The organism is Aeromonas media (assembly GCF_000819985.1).
Lineage (GTDB): Bacteria > Pseudomonadota > Gammaproteobacteria > Enterobacterales > Aeromonadaceae > Aeromonas > Aeromonas media.
Genome location: NZ_CDBZ01000100.1, coordinates 14,596 through 39,773, shown reverse-complemented (window position 1 = coordinate 39,773; position 25,178 = coordinate 14,596). Strand labels below are relative to the sequence as shown.

The window sequence follows — 25,178 nt, the reverse complement described above, 5'->3', positions numbered from 1 at the left end:
TAGGTGGGGTGTGTAAGCGCGGCGACGTGTTGAGCTAACCCATACTAATTACCCGTGAGGCTTAACCATACAACACCCAAGAAGTGTTCTGGGCCTTGTAGCAAATCGAAGAACTACTTACCTAATTCAGTGATAGTGACAAGCCAAGCGCAACATCACTACTCACGTCAGCTTTCCAGATGAAGTTTTTTGCCTGGCGGCCATAGCGCCGTGGAACCACCTGATCCCATGCCGAACTCAGAAGTGAAACGCGGTAGCGCCGATGGTAGTGTGGCATTCGCCATGCGAGAGTAGGACACTGCCAGGCACCCAATTAAACAGTTGTGCACAATCATGACGATTGGCTGCGAGGATGACACCTCACCCAAGCGGCAACAGCTTTAGCGCAAGCTAACCAGACTGCGGAGCGGTAGTTCAGTCGGTTAGAATACCGGCCTGTCACGCCGGGGGTCGCGGGTTCGAGTCCCGTCCGCTCCGCCACTAACAAGAAGCCCAGTCGACAGACTGGGCTTTTTTTCGTCTCTACGCTCTCTCTATCTCATCTCAGTTAGCCCGATTTCGTTGTTTCATCCCGATTCACGCTCATCTGAAACTCGCCGCCGCCCATGGTTGTCGCTATAATGGCCGCCCTCAAGCAAGGTGGTGGTATGAAAGCAGAGTATCTACAGCGATTCGGGGGCATTGCCCGTCTTTATGGTCAGAGTGCGCTGCGCTCCTTCAGCCAGGCGAAAGTCTGCGTGGTGGGGATAGGCGGGGTCGGCTCCTGGGCGGCAGAGGCGCTGGCCCGTGCCGGCATCAACCAGATCACCCTGATTGACATGGATGATATCTGCATCACCAATACCAATCGCCAGATCCATGCTATGCAAGGGACAGTTGGTCGTCTCAAGACAGAGGTGATGGCCGAGCGCATTCGTGCCATCAACCCGGATTGCGAGGTGATCGAGGTGGATGACTTCGTTACCGCCGACAACCTGGCCGAGCATATCAAGCGGGAGTTTGACTATGTGGTGGATGCCATCGACTCGGTCAAGGCCAAGGTGGCGCTGATTGCCTTCTGCAAGCGCAACAAGATCCCGGTGATTGTGGCGGGTGGTGCAGGCGGGCAGATGGACCCCACCCAGATCACCGTGGCCGATCTGGCCAAGACCATTCAGGATCCGCTGGCCGCCAAGGTGCGTTCCGACTTGCGCCGGCTGCACAACTTCAGCAAGAATCCGGCGCGCAAGTTCGGGGTGGAGTGTGTCTTCTCAACCGAACAGTTGAGCTACCCGGACGGCCATGGCGGCACCTGTCAGGCCAAGGCCGCCAGCGACGGCAATATGAAGATGGATTGCGCCTCCGGCTTCGGCGCCGTGACGCCAGTGACGGCCACCTTTGGCTTGGTCGCCGCCTCCCGGGTATTGAAGAAGATTGCCGAACGGGGAGCCCGTGCCGAGAAAGAGGCCGGGAATGAAGACATAGGGTCGATTGGCGAAGCCTGATCGACCACTGAACAAGGGGGGTTAGACTGCCTGTTCCCGGATCGCCAGTACGATAGCTCTGAGCCCGTTGCCCCGCGACGGGCTCAAGTGTTTCTCAAGCCCCAGTTCGGTGAAATAGTCCTCCATGTCGAAGGACTGGATCGCCGCTGCAGGTTGGTGGTTGAGCGCCGCCAGCACGATGACGATAAGACCACGCACGATGCGGGCATCGGAATCGCAGGCAAAGTGCCAGCTGCCGTCCTCACCCACTTCTCCCTTTAGCCAGGCCTGGCTCTCACACCCTTTCAGGCGGTGCTCTTCGGTCTGCCATTCTGCGGGCAAGGCGGGTAGTAGCTTGCCTAGCTGGATGATAAGCCGGTACTGGTTCTCCCAGCCATGGGTGGCGGCAAATTGCTGGCGGATAGTGTCGGCGTTGGGTTCCAGGCCGATCCGGGTATAGGTTGCGAGGCTACTCATGAAATTGTCTGCCTTAAAAGAAGTCGCTTAACTTGTGCAGGGCGGCCTGCAGGGCGTCCACATCGTCCCGGTTGTTGTAGCAGGCCAGCGAGGCACGCATAGTGCCGCCGATACCGAGCGAGTCCATCAGCGGCATGGCGCAGTGATGGCCGACGCGCAGGGCGATCCCCTGCATATCGAGCAGGGTGGCGGCATCCTGGGGGTGGATGTCGTCCAGCAGGAAGGAGACGGCGCCGGCCCGTTGTGCTGGTTCCCCGATGAGGCGCAGGCCCGGCACCTGCCGCAGGCCAGCGATCAGATGGTCGGTGAGTGCCTGTTCGTGGCGCACCAGGGCAGACCTGTCTTGCGTCCTGATAAAGTCGATTGCGGCAGCCAGGCCAATGGTCCCGGCGATATGGGGGGTCCCCGCTTCGAACTTGAAGGGCAGGGTATTGAAGGTGGTGCCGCTGAAGCTGACCTTGTCGATCATCTCGCCCCCCGCTTGCCAGGGCGGCATCCGCTCCAGCAATCCGGTTCTGCCCCACAACACGCCTATGCCGGTCGGACCGTAGAGCTTGTGACCGGAGAAGGCGTAGAAGTCGCAGCCTATGGTCTGTACATCCACCTCTAGATGGGCCACTGCCTGGGCCCCGTCGATCAGGGTCAGGGCCCCGACCGCCTTGGCGGCCGCCACTATCTGCTTCACTGGATTGACGGTACCGAGGGCATTGGAGACATGGGCCACGCTCACCAGCCGGGTGCGCGGCCCCAACATGGCCAGGTAAGCCTCCATATCCAGATCTCCGCGCTTATCCAGCGGAATGACCCGAATTACGGCGCCGGTGCGTTCGGCAATCAACTGCCAGGGGACGATATTGGCGTGGTGCTCCAGAGTGCTGAGGACGATTTCGTCCCCCGCCTTGAGTTCGCCCATGCCCCAGCTCTGGGCCACCAGATTGATCGCCTCGGTGGTGCCGCGGGTCCAGATCACCTCGTGGCTGCGGGGCGCATTGATAAAGCGGGCGACCGTCTCGCGGGCTGCCTCGAAGGCGCGGGTGGCGCGGCCGCTCAGAGCATGGGCGGCGCGGTGTACGTTGGCGTTGTCGGCCCGATAGTAGTGAGCGATGGCGTCCAGCACCGCCTGGGGCTTCTGGGTGGTGGCGGCGTTGTCCAGATAGATCAGAGGGTGGCCGTTCACCTCCTGCGCCAGGGCCGGAAACTGGCTACGCAATTGGGCGTGCTGTTGCTGATTCATGCTCCCCTTATCTCCTCTGGAAAAGTCGGCCATGATCCGGAAAATGACGGGCAAACACAAGGCGAAGTGGCGGGATCCTGTGTCCGGTTTCGGCTGCCCGCGGGATCTCTGTTACAATGCCGCCCCTCATCATAAGCCAAGAGATCCGGCCCATGAAGCTCAACCCCAATCAGAACGAAGCGGTCAAGTTTGTCTCCGGCCCTTGCCTGGTGCTGGCGGGGGCCGGATCGGGCAAGACCCGCGTCATCACCAACAAGATCGCCTATCTGGTGCAGCAGTGCGGCTACAACGCCCGCAACATCGCGGCTGTGACCTTCACCAACAAGGCGGCGCGGGAGATGAAGGAGCGGGTCGGCCAGACCCTGGGTCGCAAGGAGGCGCGGGGGCTCATGGTCTCCACCTTCCATACCCTGGGGCTCGACATCATTCGTCGCGAGCACAAGAGCCTGAATCTCAAGGCGAACTTCTCCCTGTTCGACGACACCGACCAGCTGGCGCTGCTGAAAGAGCTGACCGAGGCGGAGCTCGACAACGACAAGGACAAGCTGTCGGCCCTTATCAGCCAAATCTCCAACTGGAAGAACGACCTCATCCTGCCGGCGCGGGCCATGCGCATCGCCCGGGGGCCGGAAGAGGTGCTGATGGCTCAGCTCTATGAGCGTTACCACCGTCAGATGGTGGCCTACAACGCGCTGGATTTTGACGACCTCATCGTGATGCCGACCTTGCTGCTGAAGAACAACGAGGAGGTGCGGACCCGCTGGCAGAACAAGATCCGCTACCTGCTGGTCGATGAGTATCAGGACACCAACACCAGCCAGTATGAGCTGGTGAAGCAGATTGTCGGCGAGCGGGCCCGCTTCACCGTGGTGGGGGATGACGATCAGTCCATCTACTCCTGGCGCGGTGCCAAGCCGCAGAACCTGGTGCTGCTGAACGAGGATTTCCCCAGCCTCAAACTCATCAAGCTGGAACAGAACTACCGCTCCAAGGGGCGCATCCTCAAATGCGCCAACATATTGATTGCCAACAACCCCCATGTGTTCGACAAGGCGCTCTTCTCCGAGCTCGACTACGGGGTGCCGGTCAAGGTGCTGTTCGCCAAGAACGAGGAGCACGAGGCGGAGCGGATCGCTGCCGAGATGATGGGGCACAAGTTCATGAACCGCACCCGATTCAAGGATTACGCCATCCTCTATCGGGGCAATCATCAGTCGCGCATCTTCGAGAAGGCGCTGATGACCAACCGCATCCCCTATCGCATCTCGGGCGGCACCTCGTTTTTCTCCCGCACCGAGATCAAGGACATCATGGCCTACCTCAAGCTGCTGGTGAATCCGGACGAAGACACCGCCTTCCTGCGGGTGGTCAATCTGCCGCGCAGGGAAATCGGCCCCACCACGCTCGAGAAACTTGGCCAGTATGCCAACCAGCGCGGCAAGAGCCTGTTTGCCGCCAGCTTCGAGCTGGGGCTGGAACAATCGCTCTCCGGCCGTGGTCTGGTGGCCCTGCAGGCCTTCACCAACTGGCTGGTGCGACTCGGTGATCAGGCCCTGCGCGGCAACCCGGTGGAGGCGGTGCGGGACATGATCAAGGAGATCCACTACGAGGAGTGGCTCTACGAGACGTCCCCCAGCCCGAAGGCGGCCGAGATGCGGATGCAGAACGTCTCCACCCTCTATCGCTGGATCACAGAGATGCTGGAAGGGGATGAGCTGGAGGAGGCCATGACGCTCGCCCAGGTGGTCACCCGCCTTACCCTGCGCGACATGATGGAGCGCAACGAGGGGGAGGATGATGCGGATCAGGTGCAGCTGATGACGCTGCACGCCTCCAAGGGGTTGGAGTTCCCCTACGTCTTCATGGTGGGGATGGAAGAAGGCCTGTTGCCCCACCAGACCAGCATAGATGAAGACAATGTGGAGGAGGAGCGGCGCCTCGCCTACGTGGGCATCACCCGGGCCCAGACCGAGCTCACCTTCACCCTCTGCAAGGAACGCCGTCAATACGGGGAATCGGTGCGCCCCGAGCCGAGCCGCTTCCTGCTGGAGCTGCCCCAGGACGATCTGGAGTGGGAAAACCGTAAGGTGGTGACCGCCGAGGAGCGACAGCAGAAGGGGCAGGTCGGGGTCGCCAACCTGCGGGCGCTGTTCAAGAAGGATTAAGGCAAGAAGGGGTGAGGCTGGCCGTTGCTAGCCTGCACCTGCCTGGCCCAGCAAGGGGGTGATGTCAGCCCCCGGCAGAGGCGGGGAGATGTGGCGCCCCTGTCCCATGGCGCAGCCCAGCTCGATCAGTTTCTGCAACTGCTGCTGGTTCTCTATGCCCTCGACCACCAGGGTGAAGTCGAGATCCTGGCAGATGTCCCGCATGGCGCGGATCAGCGCCAAGTCCTTGGGGGAGTTCAGCATGCGATGGGTGAAGCTGTCATCCACCTTGATGTAGTCCACCGGGAAGTGGAACAGGGCGTTGAGGGACGAGAAGCCGGTCCCGAAGTCGTCGAGGCTGATCTGGATCCCCTTGGCCCTGAGTTCGTGCAGGGAGGTGAGTGAGTCGGCACTCTGCCTGGAGAGCTCCCGCTCGTTGAATTCGAAGATGAAGTAGCCAGGTATCACCCCCTCCTCCTCCATGATGTGAACCAGCGCCATGATCTGCTCGCGGCTGGCCAGGTGCTTGCCGGACAGGTTGAGCGCTATCTTGAAGCGGCCGCCGTCCGAAACCTGCAGCCAGCTCTTCAACTGCTGGCAGGTACGTCTGAGGATCTGGCGATCCAGATCCTGAATGAGGCCGCACTGCTCGGCCAGGGGAATGAAGTCGAAGGCGTCCTTGAGTTCTCCCTCCTCGGTGATCCAGCGCGCCATCACCTCCAGCCCCACCAGGCGACTCTCCTTCAGCCTGATCACCGGCTGGAAGTAGGGCACTATCCTGCCTTCCCGCAAGGCCCTGAACAGCCGCTCTTCCGGCGAACCTACGTGCTCCATGCAGGCGTCTGAGTACATGACGATGCGGCTGCGACCATTACGCTTGGCCTGATACATGGCGAGATCGGCCTGGTGCAGCAGCTCGCTGATGTCCGTGGTCTGCTCCGACACGCTGGCCACTCCCAGGCTGAGGGTGACGGTCAGCTCATTGCCCTGCAGCCGGAACGGGTGGGCGATGCGGCCGACGATGCGGTTGAGCACCGGGCTGACGTCCTCCTCCTGCTGGCTGTTGTCCAGATAGATGACGAACTCGTCGCCCCCGAGCCTGGCCACCATGTCATTTTGCCGGATGCAGCTCTGCAGGCGTTTGCCCAGCTCCTGCAGCAACTGGTCACCGGCACTGTGGCCCAGGGCGTCATTGATCTGCTTGAAGTGATCCACGTCGGCGAAGATCAGGGTGAAGCCGGCCGCCTGATAGCGGCGATAACGGGTCATGGCATGATGGAGGTGATTCATCAGCAGGGCCCGGTTCGGCAACTGGGTCAGGGGATCGTGCAGCGCATTGAACTGGAGCCGCCGCTCCAGCTCCTGATGATGTCTGAGCCGTTTCTGCAACCGCAGATTGGTCTGGCGAAGTTGCTGGAGCCGCTGGTTGATGGACTCTTCCGAGTTGAGCTCATCCAGCTGCTGCCTGACTCGCTTGAGCTCCAGTAACAGGGTCAACTGGTGGCGCAGGAAGTCGAGGAACAGCCTGTCATCGGTTTCCAGCGGCTGATTCCTGTTGATGATGAGATGGGCGAAATACTGTTGTTGCTGACGCAGGGGCAGGCTGTACCAATACACCCCGGCCTCGCTGCGTTCGATGTTGTTGGTGCTGTGGCACAGGGCCCGGATGACGTCGTCCTCGTAGGCGAGCCGCGTCGGATAGAGTTTCTCCAGCCACTGGTTGTCGAGGCGGACCAGCAGCATGTCATTGACGTCCAGCATCTGGCGCAGCACCGCCTCCAGCTGGGAAAACAGCGCATGCTGCGGCAGATTGTGGGCCAACCGCATGATGCGGCTGATTTTTTCAATCTTCTGCTGCCAATGGGGATCCCGCTGCATCAGGGGGGAGGCCTGCCCCGCCAGCTGAGTGCCGGTCTGGGTTTCGTGCAGGCGCTTGGCCAGACACTCCAGCAGCAGCCTCAGGGTCGGGAGCTGTTCGGGGGCGCCGCGGGCCAGCAGCCATTGCACCCCATAGTGCTCCACCGCCTGCACGCACCAGCCCTGGTGTTCATCGAGCCGGGTGAGCTGCTCGGTGAGGCGGGGCTCTTCACGCCCCAGTTGTTGCTTGAACGCCTCGGGCAGCTGATGTTCATACAGCCAGTGCAGGCCACCATCGGCCAGCCCCAGCATGGTAAAGTGCTGCAGGGGGCAGATACTGTCCAGCTGCCGCACCAGTCTGGCGTAGTCCTCATGGGAGGCGATGCCGGGCGCGGGAAAATTCATGATGGAAGAAACGACCGCCAGCAGGGGGGGGGGATCTGGCGGTGTAAGGGGCTGGACTGACATGCAATACTCCCGAATAAACTCACCTACAAGCGTAGTCGGAAGTGATTGGATTGAAAGGGCTGCAATAGGAGCCCTTTCAACCACTTAGAGCTTGTCGATCATGTAGTGAATGGCGTTTTCGATCTCTTCGTCACTACAGGCCGCGCAGGTACCCCGTGCCGGCATCATGCCGGCCTTGCCGGTGAAGCCCTCGATGGCATGCTTGCGCAGGGTGTCGAACCCCTGGGCGATACGAGGTTCCCAGGCGGCCTTGTCCCCGCGCTTGGGCGCGCCGGCCGCGCCGGTGTCGTGGCAGGCAAAGCAGGCGCCCTTGAACACTGTCTCGCCATCACGGGGACCGGACGAGGCAGCAGCAGGCGCGGCCGCGGCCGTCGCAATGCCTTCCAGATCCTTGGCAGTGTAGACCTGACCGACCGGTGCTATGCGCTCGGCGATGGCTTCCGTCGACATTTCATCGGCGGCAAAGACGGCGCCGGACAGGGTGGCGGCCGCCATCCCGGCAGCCAGCAAATAGCTTAGTTTTTTCAACACGCTCATGTACTCCCAGCAGGCTCTTATTATCCCTAGAAAACGACGGGATTATAACCGAATAGTTACAGGCATTTAAACGCTTGTGTGTGAAGTGTTAAGCAATCTGCGAACAAAGTTTCTGAGGCGGCAGGGGCGGCGGGTAAGGCAACCACAAAAAGAAACCCGGCTTTCGCCGGGTTTTTGCAATCAGCCGTGAAAAAAACTGACTTGTCTCCACTGAGGATCCCGGTGCCGGACCGGGCCTTCGCACATGACATCCACAGGCCGTTATCTGGATTCATCAATCCCAGTTCAGGATCACCTTGCCGGACTTGCCTGACCCCATGGCTTCGAAGCCCTGCTGGAAGTCGTCGATGTGGAAGTGATGGGTGATGATGGGGCTGAGATCCAGGCCAGACTGGATGAGGCTGGCCATCTTGTACCAGGTCTCGAACATCTCGCGGCCATAGATACCCTTGATAAACAGTCCCTTGAAGATCACCTTGCCCCAGTCGATGGCCATGGTGGAGGGGGGAATGCCGAGCATGGCAATCTTGCCGCCGTGGTTCATCTTGTCGATCATGTCCTGGAAGGCGCTGGGCACGCCGGACATCTCCAGCCCCACATCGAAGCCTTCGGTCATGCCGAGCTCGGCCATCACGTCGGAGAGTTGCTCCTTGGCCACGTTGACGGCGCGGGTGGCACCCATCTTGCGGGCCAATTCGAGGCGGTATTCGTTGACGTCGGTGATCACCACGTGACGGGCACCCACGTGGCGGCAGACGGCGGCAGCCATGATGCCGATGGGGCCGGCGCCGGTGATGAGCACGTCTTCACCCACCAGATCGAAGGAGAGGGCTGTGTGCACGGCGTTGCCGAACGGATCGAAGATGGCGGCCAGCTCGTCGGGAATGTTGTCCGGCAGCTTGAAGGCGTTGAAGGCCGGGATCACCAGGTATTCGGCGAAGGAGCCCGGGCGGTTGACGCCGACCCCTATGGTGTTGCGGCACAGGTGGGTGCGACCGGCGCGGCAGTTGCGGCAGTGGCCGCAGGTGATGTGGCCTTCGCCGGAGACGCGATCGCCGATGGCGAAGCCGCGCACTTCCTGGCCGACGGCGACCACTTCTCCCACGTACTCATGACCGACCACCATGGGCACGGGAATGGTCTTCTGGGCCCACTCATCCCAGTTGTAGATGTGCATGTCGGTGCCGCAGATGGCGGTCTTGCGGATCTTGATCAGCAGATCGTTGTGGCCGAGCTCGGGAGCCGGGACGTCCGTCATCCAGATGCCGGCTTCGGATTTGAGTTTGGAGAGTGCTTTCATGACAGATTCCTCACGGCGCTGTGCCGGGTACAGAGGGTAATAAAATGGGGCCCAACCTTGGCCCCCGTTTTAATCAGCTAGCCATGTGATCAAATCACACCGAGCTCGCGGCCGATGCGGATGAAGGCATCGATGGCCTTGTCCAGCTGCTCGCGGGTATGGGCGGCAGACATCTGGGTACGGATGCGGGCCTGGCCCTTGGGCACCACGGGGAAGGAGAAGCCCACCACGTAGATGCCGGCGGCCAGCATGCGGCTCGCCATCTCGGCGGCCAGCTTGGCATCCCCCAGCATGACCGGGATGATGGCGTGATCGGCACCGGCCAGGGTGAAGCCAGCTGCGCTCATCCGGGTGCGGAAATACTCGCTGTTCGCTTTCAGGCTGGCACGCAGCGCGTGGCCGTCGGCCAGCATGTCGATCACCTTGATGGTGGCCGAGACGATGGAGGGGGCCAGGGAGTTGGAGAAGAGGTAGGGACGGGAGCGCTGACGCAGCCAGTCGATGACCTCTTTCTTGCCAGAGGTGTAGCCGCCGGAGGCGCCGCCGAGCGCCTTGCCCAGGGTACCGGTGATGATGTCGACCCTGTCCAGCACGCCGCAGTATTCGTGGGTGCCACGGCCGTTCTCGCCGATGAAGCCCACCGCGTGGGAGTCATCCACCATCACCAGAGCGTCGTATTTGTCGGCCAGATCGCAGATGGATTTGAGGTCGGCGATGACACCGTCCATGGAGAACACGCCATCGGTGGCGATCAGCTTGAAGCGGGTGCCATCGGCGTTGGCCTGCTTGAGCTGGGCTTCCAGTTCGGCCATGTCGTTGTTGGCGTAACGATAGCGCTTGGCCTTGCACAGCCGCACGCCGTCGATGATGGAGGCGTGGTTGAGTGCATCTGAGATGATGGCGTCTTCGGCGCCGAACAGGGTCTCGAACAGACCTCCGTTGGCATCGAAGCAGGAGGAGTAGAGGATGCTGTCCTCGGTGCCGAGGAAGGCGGACAGCTTCTGCTCCAGCGCCTTGTGCTGATCCTGGGTGCCGCAGATGAAGCGCACCGAGGCCATGCCGAAGCCGTGGCTGTCGAGCCCCTGATGGGCCGCCGCGATGAGATCCGGGTGGTTGGCCAGCCCCAGGTAGTTGTTGGCACAGAAGTTCAGTACCTGTTCGCCGCCCACCGCAATCTGGGCCTGCTGAGCCGAGGTGATGATGCGTTCCTGCTTGTATAGCCCTTCCGCCTTGACCTGTTCGAGCTGTTCGGCCAGGTGACGATAGAATCCGTTAGACATCATCGGTCCTCATTGACTGTGTCGACTGTGTTATCAGGATCTGGGGCCGTGCGAGGCGCACGGAGTGACGACGTCGTGGTCATGACGAAACGTCGACAGACCCTGGAATGGGCAACATTTTACTGCAATCGTTGCGCACCAATTCAAATTATTATGCTGATATTCAACAATTGTGAAACAGATCTCACCCTGCTGGTTGGGCCAGTTGGTGGTAGTGCTGCTCCAGTTGACGGATCTGGGCGGTCACCTGGGGCTGCACATAGGGGCGCAGCAGGAAGAGCACCCGCAAGACCCCCTGATAAAGCAAGGGCTTGGTGATGCGGGTATGGGGGGCCTGGGCAATCTGGAACGGGATCCAGCAGGTGACCACCATCTTGATGGTCTGGCCCAGGTCCGGCAGGTCTTCGTCGCTGACGTCTATGATGCCCCCCTCGCGCAGGCTCCTGAGCAGCGCCTCCACGGCGGCGCGCAGCTGCTCCTGGGCCTTGAGGTACTTGTGCTGCAAGGGTTCGTCGCGACTCAGGATGTCCGGCAGGTTGGCGTAGAAGAAGCGGAACTGCCACATCAGATAGAAGATGGCATCCAGATAACCCATCAGATCTTCCAGCTTGATCTCGTGGCTGCGGGCCGGAGTGAAGCTCTCGCTCAGGTGGCGGGCGTATTGATCGAAGATGGAGTGGATGATGTCTTCTTTATTGCGGAAGTGGTAATAAAGGTTGCCCGGGCTGATGCCGAGATGGGCGGCAATGTGGTTGGTGGTGATGTTGCGTTCACCCTGATCGTTGAACAGCTCGGTGGCGCTGTGGATGATCCTGTCTCTGGTCTTCATCACTGATCCCTCTGCCGGGCACTGTGCGCCGAGGTCGAATCCCCTGGCGGCCCGTGATAAACTTTTCGGCAATTTCAAATTGGCCCACTATACACAGCTTTAACAGGCAGTCACACGGGGCCATCAACGTACGCGAGGCAAACTCCATGATCGTAGTAACTGGCGGTGCTGGCTTTATCGGCAGCAATCTGGTCAAGCAGCTGAACGCTCAAGGACGGACCGATATCGTGGTCATCGACGACCTGACCGACGGCACCAAGTTCGTCAACCTGGTCGATCTCACCATCGCCGACTACATGGACAAGGACGAGTTCCAGGCGCGGATCGTCTCCGGTGACGAGTTTGAAGAGTGGGATGGCGGCATCGAGGTGATCTTCCACGAAGGTGCCTGCTCCGCGACTACCGAGTGGAACGGCAAGTTCATCATGGAGGTCAACTACGAGTACTCCAAGGATCTGTTCCACTACTGCATCGAGCGGGAAATTCCCTTCATCTATGCCTCCTCTGCCGCGACCTATGGCGGCCGCAACGACAATTTCATCGAAGATCCCAGGTTCGAGCAGCCCCTCAACGTCTATGGCTACTCCAAGCAGTTGTTCGATCAATACGTGCGCCGCTGGCTGCCGGAGATCGACTCTCAGGTCGTTGGCCTGAAATACTTCAACGTCTACGGCCCGCGCGAGCAGCACAAGGGCTCCATGGCCTCCGTCGCCTTCCACCTCAATACCCAGGTGAAGCAGGGGGACAATCCCAAGCTGTTTGAGGGCTGCGACGGCTTCCCGGACGGCGGCCAGATGCGCGACTTCATCTATGTGGACGACGTCTGCAAGGTGAACCTCTGGTTCTGGCAGAACCCGCAGCACTCCGGCATCTTCAACTGCGGCACCGGCCGTGCCGAGCCGTTCCAGAACGTGGCCGAGGCCGTGATCAAGCATCACCAGCAAGGCGCCATCGAGTACATCCCCTTCCCGGATCACCTCAAGGGTCGCTATCAGAGCTTCACCCAGGCCGATCTGACCCGCTTGCGCGGCGTCGGTTATGACGGCGAGTTCAAGACGGTGGCCGAAGGCGTGGCCGATTACATGGCCTGGCTGAACCGGGCTTGATCCGGTGGAGACGACAGCGCCGGGTAGCGCATTGCAAATCTGTCTCTCCCAGGGTTGGGGGGGGCTGGAGATGTACCCCATCCGCGTTGGCAAGGAGCTGATCGAACGAGGTTGGCACCTGTTCGGGCTGGCGCTGACGGGCAGCCGGGTCGCCGCTGACATGAAGGCTGCCGGCTTCGGGGTGATTGAGGTCCCATCACGCAATCAGGCCATCTTGCGCCTGCCTGCGCTGCTGCGCTGGATGAAGCAAAGCGGCATCGAGATCGTGCACTGCCACAAGTCCAGCGATCTGCTGTTGGCCGCACTACTTGGCACTTTTTCCTCGTTTCGCCTCATTTTCACCGAACATATGGGCTCGAAACGGCCGAAGAAGGATCCACTGCATCGCTGGATCTACGGCAAGGTCGATAGGGTGCTCTCCATCAGCGATGAGACACTGAGGCGCAATCGCGCCGCCTTACCGCTCCCCGCCGAGCGTATTCAGCGGCTGTGGCTGGGCACCGAGTTGACCTCTTGCAAGGAAGAGCCAGCCCTTATTCGTGGTGAGCTGGGTATTGCTGATGGCCTCCTGATTGGCATGGTTGGACGCTTCAGCCCCGGCAAAGGCCAGCGTGAATTGCTCGATGCCTTCGCGCTGCTGCGCGCCGAATTTACCGATCTCCAACTGCTGCTGGTGGGGGGGACGCTTGCCACCGAGGGGGCCGATGAGCCCTTCGTCGCCGAGCTGGAGTGCGACATTGCCCAGCGTCAACTCGGTGGTGCGGTGCATTTTTCCGGCTTCCGGCGAGATACCGCCCGCATGTTGCAGGCGATGGATGTGGTGGTGATCCCTTCTCACAACGAGGCCTTCGGCCTCACCGTGATCGAGGCGATGGCTGCTGGCAAACCCATCGTCGGCGCCACCACCGGCGCGGTGCCAGAAGTGTTAGGTGGCGTGGGGCTGTTGGCCGATCCATTGCAGCCGCAAGTTATCGCTGGGCAGATCAAGGTACTGCTGCGAGATCCTGAATTAAGTGATCGCCTGGGGAAATTGGCTCGCGAGCGGGCCGAGCAAGAATTTGATATGTCCCAGCATCTGGAAGCATTGTGTGTACACTATCGGCAAAGATGACATTTTCTAGGAATACACTTTCATGACATTGGCTAGCCCTATTATTTTGCCATTGCGTATAAATATCCTTCACAACCTGGTTCAGGTGTCCGCATTTTTATTTGGCGCATTAACATTAGCCATTCCCAGTGGATATTCCTACGGGCCTGCGATATTGCTGCTAGCGAGCCTCACCGTTTGTTGGCGGCCATCTTATTGGATGAATATGCCAAGGGAAGTAAAAATATTGGCATTGATCTTTTTCGCTTACGTCTTTGTGCAGGGCCTCTCTATATGGCTGGATGGTGGCAAGTTACGTGAATTTGACCGTCCCAGTCGTGTGCTAATGGCGGCAATGACCTTACCTTTACTATCTCGGTATCCTGCTCGTCTCGTTAGCCTGATTTTTGGGTTTGCGGTGGGGGCTTGTATTGCGGGCGCTATTGCAATCTACGATAAGTTTTATCTGGGAATGGAAAGAGCATTTGGCGATATTATGCCTATTCAGGCTGGCAACATCAGTATGACGCTGGGCTTACTCTGTCTGTGTGGCTATTTTTGGTATAAATCAAAGGGTAATGTTAAAACAGCAATGTTTATGTTGTTTGCTTGTGCCATGGGAATGCTCGGGAGTTTTTTGTCTGGTACTCGTGGTGGTTGGGTCTTGTTGCCTCTAATTATATTAACCATCATTAGTCACTTCAGAGGTAATCTCTGCCGGATAGATAAAATAGTCGCAGCGGTTTTTGGGTTAGGTTTATTAGCGGTTGTCGCGATACCACAAACAGGTGTTGCTGAACGTATTCAAGTTGCGCGCAGTGATATTGTGCAGTTTGTGGATGGTGGAAATAAAAATACATCTATAGGGATTCGTTTTCAGCTTTGGTATAGTGCTCTTGATGCATTCCAGAAAAAACCATTATTCGGTTGGGGAAATAATGGTTTGCAACAGGCACATGCAGCTCAGTTAGCGGCTGGTGAAATATCAGATTTTCTATATGATTTTAATTTCCATGCACACAATCAATTTTTTGATGAAATGGCTAAACGAGGAGTTATTGGGCTATTGGCGTTATTAAGTATGTACCTCTATCCGTTGTATTTATTCTACAAACATAGGGGGGATGACTCTCTTTTCCCAATCATGCTGGCCGTTACGTCATTAACGCTGGTTGACTATAGCCTCAGCCAGGCATTTATAAGTCATAACTCAGGAATTACGTTTGTATCGTTCCTGCTTTTAGTGAAGATCACCATGTTGAATAATAGTGCGGAAATTAGGAAAAACAATGCAGAATAATGAGTATATGGCAATTTTATGCTTTTCTCATTTTAGTGGTGGCATGGAGTTGGATGCCTTAAAATTGGCAAATGCTTTTGATCAATACGGTATTAAGACAACGTTAGTTTGCCGTGAAGGTTCGCTTATAGAGGAAGAAGCGATTGCTCGTAACATTATTTTTCAATAAAATTTTAATTTCAACTTTGCCATTACGCTAAAGTTAAGAAAGTTTATAATGGAGTAAAAATACCAGGCCGGTATGATAACTAGCACTGCACTGGGATTCAAACATGCACATTACCATAATCAATATTTTGATAGTTATGTTCGCTATGGAATTATCGGTGTGCTAATTGCTTTAGCTATTTTTATGTCGCCATATGTTTTATATGCCAAGTATCATACTACTATGAAGCACCTAACGAGTGACTATATATGGATTGTCATAATACGCAGTCATTTTTTTCTTAAAAGTAGACTTTTTATAATAGCCTTTCTTAAGATATGTTTACCACCTATAAATGGCTGTCAGAAAATCGCCTTGTATTAATGTTTTTCCAAAGAAAAGTTTTCATCATTAAATGTTTTTTCAAAGGAAATTACAACTTCGCTTCCCATGTCAGAGATTGTGACGTTTGGTAAAGTTATTCAATTGTAGGACGCGGATCTTCAGTAAATGACATTTATTTTTTAAAATAAAAAGCGAAATTAAGTGAGTCTGTAATGTGTATTGTAATTCAGATGATATTTCAGTTAAAAGATAAAGAAATATATTTATTGAGTTTTGATGTTGGGAATGCCAATCAACCTCGGCTTAATGAATATGTTAGTAATGTAATGAAGGGGGCATTATTATAAGCTTATGAGAGCAAGATATTCATTTAAATAGCACTGTATATAATAGTTCTTGTCTGCAAGTGGCTTTGATGAAAATAAATATGTAAGGGGGGGGGTATGTTTGCTGTAGAAAAAGTCAAGCTCTGGTTAAGAAATAAGGTTCGGTGTCAGGAAGGAAATAATATTATTATTTTAGGGCGAACAAGAATAAGGGCGTGCAATATTTCATTGAAAGGACATGGGTGTTCATTAACACTTAATTCTGGTGTAAACCTAAGAGGGGTTAAAATAGAAATCGATGGTAAAGATTGTCATGTGTTTATCGGTGCTAATTCTGTATTTGGTGAAAATACGTATTTATCATGCCGGGAACGAAATGTAAACTTGGCAATAGGTAATGACTGCATGTTTTCAAGAAACATAAAGATAATGACATCCGATGGTCATGATATTATCAAAGATGGGGTGAGGATTAATCACGCTAAAAGTATCACTATTGGTGATAGAGTTTGGCTAGCCGATGGTGTTGTTGTTTTAAAGGGAGGTGATATTGGTAATGACAGTGTTATTGGTATTAATTCTATTGTCACTAATAAAATCAATGAAAATACAGTTGCAGTGGGTTGCCCTGCGCGGGAAGTTTCAAGAGATGTAAGCTGGAATACCACCTTAACATATTAGTAATGATATATTTCATTTTAAATGGTATTATTAAATGTGAAACAAGATATAACACGAGCCATGATCATGTATCAAACCCGCCTTAAAAAATTATTACCCCTGATTTGGTTCCAACTCATCTGGTTGGCATTGCTCCTCATGGTCGCGCGCTTTGCCATGTTTTGCTCCTTCGTCGAGCCTGCTCAGGTGGCCGACAAGGGGGGCGATCTGTTGCGCATGTGGGGCACGGGCTTGCGCTACGACCTGCGAATCGCAGGGATGACGGTCGTGCCTTTCCTGGTGTTGGGGCTGGGGCTCGCCGGTTGGAATAGGGGCTGGGGGTATTTGTGGCGCAGTTTGCCAACATTGGTGGGAATAACGGCGTTTATCGTGGCCGGCGTCGCAATCGGCAATTACTTCTATTACCAGACCTATCACAACCATATCGATGTGTTCGCCTTCGGTCTGGTTGATGATGATACTCGCGCCGTGTTGGCTAATTTGTGGCAAGACTATCCGGTTATCAAGGGTGTCCTCGGTGCCATCCTGCTGGCGCTCCCTCCGGTCTGGTTCAGTTACCGCACTCGCGCCATGACGCTGCGACCCTGGCCGGGCACGCTGTTCTGGGGGGTATTGGTTCTCTCTGTCGTGCTGGTCGCCATTGCTGCGCGAGGCAGTGTGGGGACGTTTCCCCTTCGCCGTGGCAATGCGCAGGTTTCCGATCTGACGGTGCTCAATAAATTGACTCCCAACGGTCTGATGGCTATCGATTGGGCCATCAAGGATCACAAGGAAGATATTCGTTTCGAGAAGGTTGATGCCGCAGAGGGAATAAAACTGCTCGGCGCCACCGGGCTCGATTCACTGGCTGGCCGAACGCCGATCAATACCTGGTTGGCCGACCATCAGCCCCATGTGGTGATGAGCCTGATGGAGAGTTTTGGCAGCAATATGCTGGCGCTGGATGAACCGGGTAAAAACGATCTGCTGGGGAGTTTGCGCGAACCGTTCCGTCAGGATTTCGTCTTCAAGCGTTTCGTGTCGGAGGGAAATGGCACCGCTCCTTCCCTGGCTGCGCTGTTTTTCCACAGCCCCAGGGAGAACCTCAGCCATTCCTCGGCGCAATCCAAGGCGCTGACGGATACACCATTCTCCACTTATAAGCAGGCGGGTTATCGCGTCATCTTCATCTCGCCGGGCAATATGATGTGGCGCAATCTGGTCAATTATTTGCCGGTGCAGGGGGTCGATGCGCTATATGACCAGAATGCCTTGTTGGAGATGTATCCGGAGTCGGCCAAGGAAATTACAGACTGGGGGCTGCCCGACGAATATGCCTACCGACTGGCTGAGACGCTGCTCAAAGAGGCGAAACAGCCGCTCTTTATCAGTATCCTGACCGTGACGAATCACCCGCCTTATGTAGTGCCACCCCATTACGTACCACAGCCAGTGTCCGTGACCGACGGGGTGCGACGTCACGCCGAAGCGGGCCAGATCGATCAGCTCAATATTCTGCGCACCTACCAATATGCGGCCGATGCCTTCGGACATTTCGTGACCGACATCAAGGATTCGCCGCTCGGCACCCACACCTTGATCGCCGCCAGCGGCGATCACCAGATGCGCAGGGTCAAGGCCTACTATCCCGCCGAGCAGATGCTTGATCGGGCTGTGCCTTTCTATCTCTATGTTCCCAAAGAGATCCTAGATCGAGTGCCCTGGCGTTTTGAGCCGGAGCGCCCCGGCTCCCACAAGGACATCTTCCCTACGCTCTACACCTTCAGCCTCTCGGACATGCCCTATCAGGCGCTCGGTGGACGCAATTTGCTGGCGCCACAGGACGATCCGACGCGGGCGTTTGGCTACAACGAGACTGTCTGGATCGATGCAGATGGCGCCTATCCCCTGACTGGCAATCCCGTCAGGTATTCCTGGGTCTCGGGAGAGAATTGGTATCTGGATGAGGCCGCACAGCCGATCGATGAGGCGCAGCGGCAGCGGGTGCAGGCTTATCCTGCATTGCTGCGCTGGCAGCTTAATGCCAGAGTCGCGGGCGTGATCGCTGATGACGCGAGCGAGTGAATGTTTCCCCTTAACCCATAGAGAGGCAAGCATGTTCAAGGTTCTGTTACTGGAAAACCAAGACGGCAAGACGGTGCCGACCCTGACCCGGCTGGACGAGAGCCAGTTACCGGCGGGCGAGGTGCGGGTGGCGGTGAGCTACAGCTCCCTCAACTACAAGGACGGGCTGGCCATCACCGGCAAGGGCAAGATAGTGCGCCAGTGGCCGCTGGTGCCCGGTATCGACTTCGCCGGCACGGTGCTCGAATCGGCGGATGGTCGCTATCAGGCAGGCGACAAAGTAGTGCTGACCGGTTGGGGCGTGGGGGAAGGCCACTGGGGCGGCATGGCCGAGCAGGCGCGGGTCAAGGCTGACTGGCTGGTACCCTTGCCCGCCGGACTGGATGAGCGCCAGGCCATGTGCATCGGCACCGCCGGTCTCACCGCCATGCTCTGCGTGCTGGCCCTGGAGGACGCGGGCATCACCCCCGACAGCGGCGAGATCCTGGTGACGGGCGCGGCGGGCGGGGTTGGCTCCACCGCCGTGGCCCTGCTGGCGGCCCTTGGTTATCAGGTGGCTGCCCTGACCGGTCGCCCCGAAGAGCAGGGAGCCATGTTGACCGCGTTGGGTGCGAGTCGCATAGTGCCGCGCAGCGAATTGCTGGAGCCCGCCAAGCCGCTGGAGAAACAGCTGTGGGCCGGGGCGGTCGATACCGTCGGCAGCCAGGCACTGGCCAAGCTGCTGGCCCAGATGAACTATGGCGGCGCCGTGGCGGCCTGCGGCCTGGCGGGCGGCTTCGATCTGCCCACCAGTGTGATGCCCTTCATCCTGCGCAACGTGCGGCTGCAGGGAGTGGATTCGGTGATGTGCCCGCTGGCGCGTCGTCAACTGGCGTGGCAGCGGCTGGCGCGGGATCTGCCCGCCAGCTTCTTCGCCCAGGCGGTGACCGAGATCGGACTGGAGCAGGTGGTGGAGGCCGCCGAGGCCATCACCCAGGGTCGGGTGGCGGGTCGCACCCTGATAAAGCTCTGACCGGGTCCACTGGCGAGCCCCATTTTTCTGGATAGACTTTGAAGGCCGGTGCACTATCCAAGGAGAATGAGCATGGGTACGCAGACGCCGGATTTCGAGCTCGACGATGAGTGGGAGCCGGAATCCTGGGAAGACGAGCTGGAGGAGCTGGACGACGAGGGCTGGCAGGACTATGACCCCCTCGACGATCAGTGATTCCCTGTAACGCATGCGGGCGGGCCTGGTGGCCCGCCCGATTTTTTGTGCGTTCGGCAGCCTGCACCCTTGGTGGCGGGGTGAGGCTCTGGTTAGAATGAACTGCTCAAATGGCGCTGTGGGAAGCTGGATGCCCGTCAGGCCAGAGACGCCATAAACAACTCAAACGACGCCCAAGGATGATTATGCGCTCACTCGTCATCATGTTCTGTGCCGCCCTGCTCGGGGGCTGTGTCTCCAACTCGGACGATCCCTGCGAGAAGGTGTGGAGCGACGTCGGGGAGGCCGATGGCAAGCTGGGGTTTGCCGACGACAGGGTGGCATTCCACCAGACCCAGTGCGGTGACAAGGTGGACGTTGCCATGTGGCAGCAGGGCCGCCAGAAGGGACTGGCCTGGTATTGTCGCCCCGAGCACCTCTATCTGGCCGGTCGGTCGGGGGAGGAGTACCGCGGCGTCTGTCCCAATGACGTCCAGGCCCGCCGGCTGGTCGAGCAGGGCCGCCACGGCTGGACTGATCAATAACGCCCCCTTCTTCTTCAGACTCTTGCACGACCGGGCGTGAAGGGACTTACTCCCCCTTCTCCTTCAGTCGCAGCGGCTGGCACAGGTACTCCTTGTCATTGGCGCTGCGGGCACACTTGCCGCACACGAACTTGGGTTTGCGCAATATCTTGCGCAGTGTCTTGAGATCGGCGGGGATCTCGTGACGGCGCCATTCACACAGCGTCTTGTGGCCCATGACGATGACTTCCTCGACCGTGAAGGGGAGCGGTAGGGAGAGCAGGCTGCCGGTCGACCTCCTGCTCAGGGTTCATTACTGATAAAGATACTTGGTGAAGATGAGCTCGCGCACCGCCTTCTTGCCGGTCTCCTTGACCAGCAGTTCGTTGACCCTGGCCTCGCACTCCTTGCGCAGATCTTCCCGACTCACCAGCGACTTGATCTGGGCGCCTGTCTTGCTGCCAATCAGGCGGATGATGGCGTCGCGGATCAGGGGGTCGTGCTGTTCCAGCAACTTGAGATCGGCGGCATTTTCGGCCATCAGCTCCACGGTCACCCGCACATAGCCCAGGGTTTTGCCATCGCCGAGGTAGTTGGTGATGATGTCCGGATCCAGCGCATGATAGGCGAATCCCGGCTGGACGGCGGCGGAGGCCGGATCGGCGGCCGCGTCCTCGTTGGCGAAGGCGTGGGTGTTCAACAGGGTACAGCCCAGGGATAACACCAGCAGAATTCTGAAGATCTTCATCTAGATGGCTCGGCAGCGACGGATGCCCCATTTTTGATGCTGCCATCGGGGCCGTCAAGCACGGATGTTCTTACAATTCGCCATTGATTTACGGATAATAAACCGGATTTTAACCTGACAACGGAAATCTCCGGATGGTGAAGCTGTGAAGTCCGAGTTGACTGTTCCCCTCATCCAGCTCGTCCCCTGGCGGGCACCCGCAGAGTGTGAGCCCCCCGAGGCGCTGCGCCCCTGGTTGCTGGAGGCCGACTCCATGACCCGGCGCCTGCGGCGCTACAATAGTCACCTCTCGGTGCAACTGCTCGGTAATCGCAGCGTGTCGCTGGGGGCGGACGAACAGGCGCTGGTGGCCGTGGCGGATCCCGTGGGGATCTGCCGCGAGGTGATACTGCACGGTGATCATGGACCGGCGGTGCTGGGCTGGACTCTGTTTGCCGAGGCGGCGCTGCAGGGGAGCGGTCTGCAGGATCTGGGGGAGCAGCCACTGGGGGAGCGCATCTTCGGTGATGCGCCGGCGCGGCGCGATCACCTGCAACTGGCCAGCTTCGAGATCGCGAGCAATCCCTGGTGTCCGGCCGCCACCGTCTGGGGGCGCCGTTCCCGTCTCTATCTGGGGCAGTGGCCCTTGCTGGTCCACGAACTCTTCCTGCCCTCGCTATCGTCTCATTCGCTGCCATCGCATAAGGAGCTGGAGTGAAGCTGTTAACCAAGGAGCGGGGACTGGCCTATGTGCAGTTGGCCCGCATCGACAAGCCCATCGGCACCCTCTTGCTGCTGTGGCCGACCCTGTGGGCACTTTGCCTTGCGGCGGGCGGGCTGCCGGACCCCTGGATCCTGACCGTGTTCGTGGTGGGGGTCTTCCTGATGCGCTCTGCCGGCTGCGTCATCAATGACTATGCGGATCGCAACTTCGACGGTCACGTGAAACGCACCGCCGGGCGACCACTGCCCATGGGGCGGGTCGACGCGCGGGAGGTGCTGATACTGTTCGCCGTGCTGGCGCTCGTCTCGTTCGCCCTGGTGCTGACCCTGAACCCGCTCACCATAGGGCTGTCGTTCGCCGGCCTGCTGCTGGCGGTCTGCTACCCCTTCATGAAGCGCTTCATTCCGATCCCGCAACTGGTGCTCGGGATGGCCTTCTCCTGGTCCATTCCCATGGGCTATGCGGCCCAGGCCAACGCCCTGCCGCCGGTTGCCTGGCTGCTGTTTCTCGCGAATCTGCTGTGGACCATTGCCTACGACACCCAGTACGCCATGGTGGACAGGGACGATGACCTCAAGCTCGGACTCAAGTCGAGCGCCATCCTGTTTGGCCATCACGACAAGCGGATCATCGGCGTGCTGCAACTGGCGACCCTGCTGATCCTGTTGGGGGTGGGTCAGCTGATGGCGCTGGGATCCGGCTATTACTGGGGTCTGCTGGGGGCGGCAGCGCTGTTCGTCTATCAGCAGCGGCTGATCCGGGAGCGGCAGCGGGAGGCCTGCTTCCAGGCCTTCCTCAACAACAACTATGTGGGAGCCTTGGTGTTGCTCGGGGTGATCGTTCACTACCTGTAGTCCTGCCCCGCTCAGATGAAAAAGGCCGCATGATGCGGCCTTTTTGTTGGCTGTAAGATGGTGGTTAGAGCCGGTTTCCCGCCTGTATGGTGCGGCGGATCTTGTTGCTCAGCAGCGGCACTATGTTGTCGGCCAGCGCCTGGAAGCGGCCGAGATCCGGCTTGCAGCCGGTGTCCAGATAGCCTTCGCTGCGCAGGGTGTGGATCAGGGTGCTGAACAGCTTCTGGTCGAAGAACTCGGGGGCGTTGATGCCGTGCAGGGTGCCGAGGCGCTCCGCCATCATCAGGCCGTCCGCCTCCAGCTGCTCTGCCTCTATGCGGGGCTGGGCCAGCACCCGGGTCAGCACGATGGCGTAGCGCTGCAGCGTCTCCTGAATGCTCTCGGCCAGCAACAACAGGCGGGTCTGGTTGCCCGGATTGACCCAGTAGCCGCCGTCGCGCGCCTCGACCAGTTGCTGGCGTTGCAGTTCGGCCAGCAGGGCATCGACCAGCTCTGGCAGCTCCTCCTCTTGGTAGCGCAGGAACAGCTCCGTCCTGAGCAGCGGGTAGATGTCGATGCAGCGGGCAACGAGTTCGCTGCGGGAGATCCCCTCGCAGCGTTCGATCAAGGCCGCCACCAGGGAGGGCATGGCGAACAGGTGGAGGATGTTGTTGCGGTAGTAGGTCAGCAGGATCGCCTGATAGCGGTCCAGGCTGATGATCTGACCCAGCTTGTCCTCGCTCACCTCGAACTTGTTGAGCTCCATGGCCTGATCCAGCAGGGTTTTGGCATCTTCGTCCGGGATGGTGCTGTGCGGGCTGTAGGGCACCTGCTTGAGCAGGTCAAGATAGGTATTGAGCTGGGCCTGCAGTTCGTCCCGGGTCAGGACGTGGCGCTCGGCGGCCAGCAGCGCCAGGGCACTCAGAGTCAGGCCGTTGACGGCGGCTGCATCGTTGATACGGGTCATCATCAGCTCGGCCAGCTGGTTGACGGTGGGGGCCATCCACTCCGGGCGCTCCTCCTTGCCGATGTGGGCCTTCCACTCCGGGACCTTCTCGTTGAGGTAGCCGTTGAGGGTCAGCGGCTCGCCGAAGTTGACGAAGCCACGGCCGTAGTTGCGCAGCTTGCGCAGTATGCCGAGCACCTGCAGGAAGCTCTCCTTCTCCTTGCGGCTGCCCTTGAGCTCGTTGTGGTAGGTGTTCACCTCCATCACGTGCTCGTACCCCAGATAGACGGGCACCAGGGTCACCGGCCTGTCCAGCCCGCGCATCATAGCCTGTAGCGTCATGGCTAGCATGCCGGTCTTGGGTGGCAGCAGGCGGCCGGTGCGCGAGCGACCCCCTTCGGTGAAGAACTCCACCGAGTAGCCCTTGGCGAACAGCAGGTTCAGGTATTCACGAAATACCGTGCTGTAGAGCGGGTTGCCCTTGAAGGTGCGACGGATGAAGAAGGCGCCGCCGTGACGGAAGATGGGGCCCGCCGGCCAGAAGTTGAGGTTGATGCCCGCCGCGATATGGGGCGGCACCATGCCTTGGTGATAGATGACGTAGGAGAGCAGCAGGTAGTCCATGTGGCTGCGATGGCAGGGTACGTAGACTATCTCGTGCCCTTCCTGGGCGAGCTGGCGCACCTGCTCGGCACCGTTGACCGAGAGGCCGCGGTAGAGCTTGTTCCAGAGCCAGCCGAGGAAAGTCTCCCCGAGGCGGATCAGCCGGAAGGAGAAGTTGGAGGCGATCTCGTCCATGTAGCCATGGGCGCGCTTCTGCGCCTTCTCCAGGCTAATCCCCTCCCGTCTGGCCTCTTCTTCGATGGCCTGCTGGATCACGCTCGACTCCAGCAACTGCTTGAACAGCAGGTTGCGGTTCGGCAGCTTGGGACCTGTGGCGGCGAGCTGCTGGCGGCTGAAGTGGGTGCGGGCCACCCGCGCCAGCTTGTGGGCGATGGCCTCGTCGGTGCCGTGCTTGTCCGCCATGTAGCGCAATGAGAGCGGCGGGGAGAAGCGCACCAGGTTTTCACGCCCCTTGAGAATCACGATCAGCGCCTTCTTGAGCCGGTTCGGGGCCAGACTGCTGATGATGTTCCAGCCTGAGGCTTCCTCGCCTTCCCGGCCGGGGGCGCGGCCCCAGAACAGGGTGACGGGCACCACCTGGATATCCAGCTCGGGATCCTGCTTGTGCAAGTCCAGCAGCTGGTGGAACTCCTGCAGGAAGGGCAGCGGCTTGTTGCGCGTGCCAAACAGGGGAGGTGGACGATCCAGACAGACGTAGCGCGGCAGCAGCTGGCCACCCAGCTCCAGCGGCGTGAACGGGCCGGGCAGGCCGAGATCCTCACAGCACTGTTGCAGGGTCATCAGGTCGGTGATCGAGCTGGTCTTCAGGGCATAGACGATGGGTCTTGCCGGATCCAGCTTGAGTTCCGTGATGGGATTTTCCGGCAGGCTCTTGTGATTGACCAAGCCACTGACCGGCCATTGCAGGATGGCTCTGGAAATGTTCTGTCCAAGGGACATGTGCGTCTGCTCTCCAAAAAAATGCG

23 protein-coding genes, 1 tRNA gene and 1 rRNA gene are annotated in these 25,178 nt (G+C 58.6%); 15 read left to right on the top strand and 10 right to left on the bottom strand.

Going from position 1 to position 25,178, the window contains the following annotated elements:
- The first annotated feature begins 192 nt into the window (after positions 1 to 192).
- The 3 genes from rrf to tcdA all read left to right on the top strand — a co-directional run bounded on the left by rrf (position 193) and on the right by tcdA (position 1,484).
- Positions 193 to 307 (top strand): 5S ribosomal RNA (gene rrf / locus BN1127_RS08845).
- A gap of 96 nt (positions 308 to 403) precedes the next feature.
- A tRNA-Asp gene (locus BN1127_RS08840) sits at positions 404 to 480 on the top strand.
- Positions 481 to 647: 167 nt separating this feature from the next.
- Entirely contained in the window at positions 648 to 1,484 is an 837-nt protein-coding gene (gene tcdA / locus BN1127_RS08835) for a tRNA cyclic N6-threonylcarbamoyladenosine(37) synthase TcdA (RefSeq protein WP_041206714.1), read from the top strand.
- A gap of 21 nt (positions 1,485 to 1,505) precedes the next feature.
- Here the strand turns inward: tcdA and BN1127_RS08830 are convergent, their stop codons facing one another.
- Positions 1,506 to 1,940, bottom strand: a complete 435-nt coding sequence (locus BN1127_RS08830) for a SufE family protein (RefSeq protein WP_005327378.1) — start codon at positions 1,938 to 1,940, stop codon at positions 1,506 to 1,508.
- Positions 1,941 to 1,953: 13 nt separating this feature from the next.
- Positions 1,954 to 3,174: a cysteine desulfurase gene (locus BN1127_RS08825; protein WP_041206715.1), complete on the bottom strand. Its 1,221-nt coding sequence runs from the start codon at positions 3,172 to 3,174 to the stop codon at positions 1,954 to 1,956.
- Positions 3,175 to 3,326: 152 nt separating this feature from the next.
- Between BN1127_RS08825 and rep the strand changes: the two genes are divergently transcribed.
- On the top strand, positions 3,327 to 5,339 hold the full coding sequence (rep, locus tag BN1127_RS08820; protein ID WP_041206716.1) for a DNA helicase Rep: 2,013 nt from the start codon (positions 3,327 to 3,329) through the stop codon (positions 5,337 to 5,339).
- A gap of 27 nt (positions 5,340 to 5,366) precedes the next feature.
- Here the strand turns inward: rep and BN1127_RS08815 are convergent, their stop codons facing one another.
- The 5 genes from BN1127_RS08815 to BN1127_RS08795 all read right to left on the bottom strand — a co-directional run bounded on the left by BN1127_RS08815 (position 5,367) and on the right by BN1127_RS08795 (position 11,589).
- On the bottom strand, positions 5,367 to 7,643 hold the full coding sequence (locus tag BN1127_RS08815) for a putative bifunctional diguanylate cyclase/phosphodiesterase (RefSeq protein ID WP_042649168.1): 2,277 nt from the start codon (positions 7,641 to 7,643) through the stop codon (positions 5,367 to 5,369).
- An 84-nt stretch (positions 7,644 to 7,727) separates the two neighbouring features.
- Positions 7,728 to 8,180: a c-type cytochrome gene (locus BN1127_RS08810; protein ID WP_005327368.1), complete on the bottom strand. Its 453-nt coding sequence runs from the start codon at positions 8,178 to 8,180 to the stop codon at positions 7,728 to 7,730.
- 274 nt (positions 8,181 to 8,454) lie between these two features.
- A complete protein-coding gene (tdh, locus tag BN1127_RS08805; protein ID WP_005327367.1) occupies positions 8,455 to 9,480 on the bottom strand; it encodes an L-threonine 3-dehydrogenase in 1,026 nt (341 codons plus the stop codon).
- 89 nt (positions 9,481 to 9,569) lie between these two features.
- Positions 9,570 to 10,760: a glycine C-acetyltransferase gene (locus tag BN1127_RS08800; protein WP_081805940.1), complete on the bottom strand. Its 1,191-nt coding sequence runs from the start codon at positions 10,758 to 10,760 to the stop codon at positions 9,570 to 9,572.
- Positions 10,761 to 10,944: 184 nt separating this feature from the next.
- Positions 10,945 to 11,589, bottom strand: a complete 645-nt coding sequence (locus tag BN1127_RS08795) for a TetR/AcrR family transcriptional regulator (protein ID WP_041206718.1) — start codon at positions 11,587 to 11,589, stop codon at positions 10,945 to 10,947.
- A 146-nt stretch (positions 11,590 to 11,735) separates the two neighbouring features.
- On the opposite strand from BN1127_RS08795, the gene rfaD reads away from it, so the two are divergent.
- The 9 genes from rfaD to BN1127_RS08765 all read left to right on the top strand — a co-directional run bounded on the left by rfaD (position 11,736) and on the right by BN1127_RS08765 (position 20,380).
- Positions 11,736 to 12,695 carry an ADP-glyceromanno-heptose 6-epimerase gene (gene rfaD / locus BN1127_RS08790; RefSeq protein ID WP_005327364.1) on the top strand — a complete coding sequence of 320 codons (960 nt, stop codon included), beginning with the start codon at positions 11,736 to 11,738 and terminating at the stop codon, positions 12,693 to 12,695.
- A gap of 4 nt (positions 12,696 to 12,699) precedes the next feature.
- Positions 12,700 to 13,806, top strand: a complete 1,107-nt coding sequence (locus tag BN1127_RS08785; protein WP_148304719.1) for a glycosyltransferase family 4 protein — start codon at positions 12,700 to 12,702, stop codon at positions 13,804 to 13,806.
- A gap of 22 nt (positions 13,807 to 13,828) precedes the next feature.
- Complete coding sequence (locus tag BN1127_RS08780) at positions 13,829 to 15,085, top strand: O-antigen ligase family protein (protein WP_005327362.1); 1,257 nt, start codon at positions 13,829 to 13,831, stop codon at positions 15,083 to 15,085.
- The gene (locus tag BN1127_RS22075) at positions 15,075 to 15,254 is read left to right on the top strand and encodes a glycosyltransferase (protein WP_148304720.1); all 180 of its coding nucleotides are present in this window, start codon (positions 15,075 to 15,077) and stop codon (positions 15,252 to 15,254) included. The genes BN1127_RS08780 and BN1127_RS22075 overlap by 11 nt, the downstream gene beginning before the upstream one ends.
- A gap of 767 nt (positions 15,255 to 16,021) precedes the next feature.
- On the top strand, positions 16,022 to 16,585 hold the full coding sequence (locus BN1127_RS21335) for an acyltransferase (RefSeq protein WP_082030019.1): 564 nt from the start codon (positions 16,022 to 16,024) through the stop codon (positions 16,583 to 16,585).
- Positions 16,586 to 16,651: 66 nt separating this feature from the next.
- Positions 16,652 to 18,649 carry an LTA synthase family protein gene (locus BN1127_RS08775; RefSeq protein ID WP_081805941.1) on the top strand — a complete coding sequence of 666 codons (1,998 nt, stop codon included), beginning with the start codon at positions 16,652 to 16,654 and terminating at the stop codon, positions 18,647 to 18,649.
- 31 nt (positions 18,650 to 18,680) lie between these two features.
- Positions 18,681 to 19,661, top strand: coding sequence for an acrylyl-CoA reductase (NADPH) (gene acuI, locus BN1127_RS08770; protein ID WP_005331088.1), 981 nt, complete (start codon positions 18,681 to 18,683; stop codon positions 19,659 to 19,661).
- A gap of 72 nt (positions 19,662 to 19,733) precedes the next feature.
- Positions 19,734 to 19,856 carry a hypothetical protein gene (locus BN1127_RS22975; protein WP_080675028.1) on the top strand — a complete coding sequence of 41 codons (123 nt, stop codon included), beginning with the start codon at positions 19,734 to 19,736 and terminating at the stop codon, positions 19,854 to 19,856.
- A 179-nt stretch (positions 19,857 to 20,035) separates the two neighbouring features.
- The gene (locus BN1127_RS08765; protein ID WP_081805820.1) at positions 20,036 to 20,380 is read left to right on the top strand and encodes a DUF2799 domain-containing protein; all 345 of its coding nucleotides are present in this window, start codon (positions 20,036 to 20,038) and stop codon (positions 20,378 to 20,380) included.
- A 46-nt stretch (positions 20,381 to 20,426) separates the two neighbouring features.
- Here the strand turns inward: BN1127_RS08765 and BN1127_RS21325 are convergent, their stop codons facing one another.
- Positions 20,427 to 20,597 (bottom strand): hypothetical protein, encoded by a 171-nt coding sequence (locus tag BN1127_RS21325; RefSeq protein WP_005331100.1) that lies wholly within the window; start codon positions 20,595 to 20,597, stop codon positions 20,427 to 20,429.
- Between the two features lie 75 nt (positions 20,598 to 20,672).
- Entirely contained in the window at positions 20,673 to 21,107 is a 435-nt protein-coding gene (locus tag BN1127_RS08760) for a flagellar basal body-associated FliL family protein (RefSeq protein WP_005331102.1), read from the bottom strand.
- Between the two features lie 145 nt (positions 21,108 to 21,252).
- On the opposite strand from BN1127_RS08760, the gene BN1127_RS08755 reads away from it, so the two are divergent.
- Together BN1127_RS08755 and ubiA are read left to right on the top strand one after the other, a co-directional pair.
- Positions 21,253 to 21,804, top strand: a complete 552-nt coding sequence (locus tag BN1127_RS08755; RefSeq protein WP_041206721.1) for a chorismate--pyruvate lyase family protein — start codon at positions 21,253 to 21,255, stop codon at positions 21,802 to 21,804.
- Entirely contained in the window at positions 21,801 to 22,664 is an 864-nt protein-coding gene (gene ubiA / locus BN1127_RS08750; RefSeq protein ID WP_005331104.1) for a 4-hydroxybenzoate octaprenyltransferase, read from the top strand. The genes BN1127_RS08755 and ubiA overlap by 4 nt, the downstream gene beginning before the upstream one ends.
- 64 nt (positions 22,665 to 22,728) lie before the next feature.
- Here the strand turns inward: ubiA and plsB are convergent, their stop codons facing one another.
- Positions 22,729 to 25,152, bottom strand: a complete 2,424-nt coding sequence (gene plsB / locus BN1127_RS08745) for a glycerol-3-phosphate 1-O-acyltransferase PlsB (protein WP_042649167.1) — start codon at positions 25,150 to 25,152, stop codon at positions 22,729 to 22,731.
- Positions 25,153 to 25,178: the final 26 nt, after the last annotated feature.